Raw genomic sequence first — 5,683 nt, 5'->3', positions numbered from 1 at the left:
CCCCATCTCCCCATCTCCCCATCTCTCCACACTCCCGTACGGACGCCCTTATGCAACGTCCCTACTCCCACTCCCCCACTCCCCTACTCCCCTACTCTCAATCTATAATTTTAAATAGATCCCTTCAGGGGTTCTATATAGTACCTTGGCGTAATGATTGTATTAAACCAATCCGCGCTTATGTTGTAACATTTTATCGTAGGGGTTTGGTATCCTTTCCCCAAGTCAAAATGGGATGGGGAAACAATTATTGTAGGGGTTTGGTCTCCTTTCCCCAAGCCAAAATGGGATGGGGAAACAAACCCTTACAGTTTTTTTTTCACAAATTATTTAGGATTGCTATATACCAATTTCAAAAAAGAATACTAGAAAATGGAAAGTTGAAAATTTATGCTTAAAAAGAGTTTTTCCAATGTGTAGGCCACCTATTAATCTCAGGACTTATACCAATTACCAGGCATTAATGCTATACTTGGGAGGCACTTCAAATATTAAGTAATTAACACAAGCGCATGGAACTTTTTTGGTAATTACTAATCAGTTAATGTTAATTATTCTTATTTTTACTTCTCCGGTAGGGACGTTGCACAGGCAAAAATGCGTTTTCCGTTCCGGAATGCTCCGCATTCATGTCGGCGCCAGCAAAACATGTTGCGCAGCAAAACGTCCCTACACTCCCCTACTCTGAAATAGATAAAGTTTTTGAGAAATGGTATTACAGGGATGACTGCTGACCCAGTAAAGGGTAAAAAAAGTGCTAGAGTATTTCCTTATATTCAATTCCGTTACGGTTTTAACAACTAGGTAATTATCAATTATCAATTATCAATTATCAATTAATGAATGGAGGATTTTAGATGACAACAAACCAGAAGACTACAGAAAATTCCCAAAACTCCAGGTTTAAAGAACCTGTTTCTGTGGACAATCTTGCCGAAAATTTGATGGAAGACTTGTTCAGTGATATTGACCGAGTATTAGATGGTGGTACTCCCTTACCAAAGGAAGTAAATCGACCAGAAATTGTTTCTTTAACACCAATTAAAGTGCCTCAAATAGTTGTGCCTGAAAATAAGACTCAATCTCAAGATATAGAGAAAGAAGAAAAGGAAAAATTAGCTGAGGAAAAATTAGCAAAAAAAGAAAATCAATCATTAGATAAACTACTTTTAGGAACAGCTTTTGCATCTATATTAGTAACTCTCTCTTTGTGGTTAGGAACTAGAGGAGGATTCGATAAAATTTTAGGCTATTTAGGTTATGTAGAAAAGCCAGATCCATCAGCAGAAACATTGAATCCTAAAGCAGCAGCAGATGCCAAATTTGCAGATTATATCGAGCGATCGCTCAAAATGATTGAGCAAAAAGAAGCGACTCAGAAAGAACAACAACTTCCAGGGATACCACCTGCTCCATCTAGTAACAATTTACCCAAAGTACCAGTATCGGCTAACCCATCTATAAATACTAGCCTACTCTTACCGCTCAACCGACTGGTCGATTTGATGGAGGCACAAGTAGCAAAAGAAACTGTCACTATTCCTGAAACCAAAGTAGTAATAGTTCCGCCTATCCCGACAGCGGTAGCAGTTACACCAAAATCAGAGCCATCTTCCCCAAAGCCATCAGCAGCATCTGCATCTAACGCTTCCACAGAAGCTGCTGAAAACGTTCAAGAAAAATCGGAAGCCGAAATAACTGCCAAAGCAGAAGTAAAACCAGAAACTAAAGTTAAAGTTGATAGCTCTAGCTCGGCGAAAGCTGAAGCAAAAACAAAACCAGAACTTCCAGCCAAAACAACGGCACAAGAAAAACCAGAAGCAGAACCACAACCGGAAACAACAGCACAAGCAGAACCTCAAACAGAAAAACCAACACAGCCAATATCATTACCCCCACCTCCACCAGCAGAAATATCTGTGGCGGAAATAGTAGCAGCTAGTCAAGTTCAAAGCCCTATTAATACCCTGGTGGGTATCTTGGAGTTAGGCGAACGTTCTGCGGCTCTATTTGAAATTGATGGTGTGGCTCGTCGGATATATGTCGGAGAGAGTATTGGCGGTAGCGGGTGGACTCTTGTGAAAGTAGCTAACCAGGAAGCTGTGATTCGCCGTAATGGTGAAGTTCGCTCTGTTTTTGTTGGGCAACAATTTTAGCGATCGCTCTCAGAATTTATACCAATTCACTTGAATGTAAGCGTGAGCCGAGTAGTTTATGGGTACTACATTTCAAACCTCTGGGTGAAACCAGAGGTACTGATAACTGATAACTGATAANCGCTCTGTTTTTGTTGGGCAACAATTTTAGCGATCGCTCTCAGAATTTATACCAATTCACTTGAATGTAAGCGTGAGCCGAGTAGTTTATGGGTACTACATTTCAAACCTCTGGGTGAAACCAGAGGTACTGATAACTGATAACTGATAACTGATAACTGAAATGACTTATGGGTTTATTTGACGATTTTAGCCAATTTCTCGAAAACAGACTTGAAGAGTTCCTGCAAAATAACCCCCATCTAGAACTACAAGCACTTGAAGAGCAATTACGCCAACAAGAAGAAGACACCCTGCGCCTCATCGCAGAACTCCAACGCCAAGAAAAAAAATTAGAGCAAGATATTCTCTCGACTGCTCAAGAAGTTAAGCGTTGGCATAACCGAGTCGAGAAGGCACAAACAGCTAATAGAGTAGATTTAGTCCAAGCTGCCCAAGAAAGAGAAGCATCTTTTTTACGACAAGGTAATCAACAGTGGGGACAGATGCAAGGATGCAAGGAGCGCATCCAAAAGGCGAAAGAACTCTATCATCAGATTAAACAACGTCGTGAGGAGGTACGAGCAAAAGCTGTTGAAGTTGAGGCTAGTCGTTATGCTGCCAGGAATGAAAGACGTTGGGAAACTGATGGCTGGAATCAAACCAGTTCTTATAATTTTGGTAATTTATTCGATCCATTAGAGGAACAGTTTCAAAGTCTGGAAACAGATGAAGAGTTGGAAAGAATGAAGCGGAATATGGGAAAGTAGTTGGGTATTTATCAGGTTAGGGAGTTATTAAGTTTCCTGACCTTGTTAGATTCGGGTTTAACTAATATATTAAACATAGCCGTGAAAAAGATATATATATGGTAGTCCTGCATTATAATAGTGAAAATATATATTTTTTAATTTCTTCCCACACTTCCCACACTCTCTCTACCATTACTATGCACCACCATATATTTTTGGCTGGAACTGCTCCAGAAGACAAAAAGTAAGAGGCGCTCTTGCTAGATATTTTTAGGAAAAAGGTACAAAAAATGATGTTTAGGGTGAATTTTATAGCAGTCAAAGCAAAGAGCGCGGACATTTCTAAAACCTGTTATACTAATTCCCATGCATTAATGCTATACTTGATTAATACTTCAGTTATTAAGTAATTACCTTGGGAGAATTACCTTTTTGCTGATTTGAGACAATTTAATCTTTGATTATCCTTATTTTTACTTCTCCCGTACGGACGTTTTCCGCGCTTGAGCGGACATGTTTGCGCAGCAGTCCGTCAGGATAACGCTGCGCGACATGGAAAGCGGAGCATTCCGGAACGGAAAACGCATTTTTGCCGGTGCAACGTCCCTACACTCCCCTACTCTCCTACTCTGAAATAGATAAAGTTTTTTAGAAATGGTATTAGCGGAGCTTTTCGCTATAGGAAAAATCCTTTGACAGTTTACTATTCCCTATTCGCGCTTCCCGTAGTGCTATACAACTCTATTGCTTTTCTATCCAATGGTTGTAGCAGTTGTGATTAATATAGAGTACAGAGATTTGGGTTTAAAGGAAGAATTCATTAATTGATAATTGATAATGGATAATTGATAATTACCTCTGGTTAAAACCGAGAGGATTGAAGATTGGGAAATATCATTTCTTTTNTTCATTAATTGATAATTGATAATGGATAATTGATAATTACCTCTGGTTAAAACCGAGAGGATTGAAGATTGGGAAATATCATTTCTTTTTTTCCCCTATCCAAGGGGAGGCCTTAAACCACAATTATTTAATTAATAATTAATAATTAATTATTCGGTAAGAAGGAAGAAGGAAGAAGTAATGCAAGTCATGAAGTGAAAACCGCTATAAATAAAAGGTTTGTTGATTTTATGGAAATGTATATTGATTTAAAATAGGAGTTAATTATGAATATTGGGACAATAGGGAATTGGTCGATTATCTATCAGAATGAAAAGGTAATTAATCACACAAAAATTATTTGTACTGCCATATCAATACCAGGATTATTTCCACTAATAATTACCGAAGAACGAATAGGTGAAGAAGAACAACGTGGTTATGGCGAGAAAAATTTCAATTTGTCTGAAAGACAAATTATTGACTGTAGTGGAAAAACAAATGCAGAAGTAATAGAAATGGCTGTAGATATCTTTAGAGAAAACTGCAAAAAGTTTGACAAAAAGTAATTGCTAAAATCACAAATACATTCTACAAAGAAAGTTATATGATTTTCGGANATTACCGAAGAACGAATAGGTGAAGAAGAACAACGTGGTTATGGCGAGAAAAATTTCAATTTGTCTGAAAGACAAATTATTGACTGCAGTGGAAAAACAAATGCAGAAGTAATAGAAATGGCTGTAGATATCTTTAGAGAAAACTGCAAAAAGTTTGACAAAAAGTAATTGCTAAAATCACAAATACATTCTACAAAGAAAGTTATATGATTAGTAAATATCAAGGTTTAATAATTATAGTTTTATGATTATCAATAAGACTTGTTTTTATTAAAAATAAATAACATTTTTGAAATAATTTTCTTTGTACACATTAAGGATTTTTTATATTATTCAAAGATTTTATTAAAGCTAATTTATCTGATGATTAATGTTAAATTAAACTGTTAATAAATAACAAAAAATAATCATTATCTCTATACTAAATCTTTAAATATAGCACTACGCCAACGCGGTGTTTGACATTGCTAAATCCCGTTTTGCTAGGCAACATATTTGCCCAGTATGACAAAGGGAAAACGCGGAGCATTTCCCCACTGAAAACTCAGTTATAGATTACTTTTGACTTTTGACTTTTGATATCATGTCCACTGGTATCTGAGCGTGTCATTTCAGTTATCAGTTATCAGTTATCAGTTATCAGTTAGCCTCCTGCGGAGGAGCTGCGCTTTTTCGTATAGGGNTCCGCTTTCCATGTCGCGCAGCGTTAACGTTTGCGTAGCATTCCGATAGGAAAGTTGTGCGGAACGCTAAACAGTTATCAGTGAACCTCAGACCTTAGTCGGAGGCTTGAAATACTGAGTTAAATATTTTTTCATCCCCTATTCAAGGGGAGGCTTTGAACCTCATTTTTTGGTAAAAGTTGGGGAAATATTTACCTAATTTAAGGTTTTTCCTTTTCTTCTTTCTTCTTTCTTCTTCCTTCTTCCTTCTGTCCTAGATAACTAAAGCCTTCTGTCCTAGATAACTAAAGCCTTCTGTCCTAGATAACTAAAGCCTTCTTCCTTACCTTCTCACTTTCAATACCGATGCTACCGGACATGATATGACTTCCGACTTGCGGGTAGCCCTATATATTCCAAGCTCAATATAATAGAGTTGTTGGGAAATAACTTAGATTACAAAAAAAATAAAATGAAAACAGATATATTTAGTTAGTGATTTTATTATT

Annotated in this window: 3 protein-coding genes; all 3 read left to right on the top strand. The window is 37.2% G+C overall.

Going from position 1 to position 5,683, the window contains the following annotated elements:
• The first annotated feature begins 857 nt into the window (after positions 1-857).
• Entirely contained in the window at positions 858-2,156 is a 1,299-nt protein-coding gene (locus AFK68_RS13285) for a hypothetical protein (RefSeq protein WP_094673224.1), read from the top strand.
• 290 nt (positions 2,157-2,446) lie between these two features.
• Entirely contained in the window at positions 2,447-3,025 is a 579-nt protein-coding gene (locus AFK68_RS13280) for a TIGR04376 family protein (RefSeq protein ID WP_094673223.1), read from the top strand.
• Between the two features lie 1,154 nt (positions 3,026-4,179).
• Positions 4,180-4,461, top strand: coding sequence for a hypothetical protein (locus tag AFK68_RS13275; RefSeq protein ID WP_094673222.1), 282 nt, complete (start codon positions 4,180-4,182; stop codon positions 4,459-4,461).
• Positions 4,462-5,683 lie beyond the last annotated feature (1,222 nt).

The sequence above is a fragment of the Hydrocoleum sp. CS-953 genome (assembly GCF_002260545.1).
Lineage (GTDB): Bacteria > Cyanobacteriota > Cyanobacteriia > Cyanobacteriales > Microcoleaceae > Trichodesmium.
This window is presented reverse-complemented; position numbering and strand designations above follow the sequence as displayed.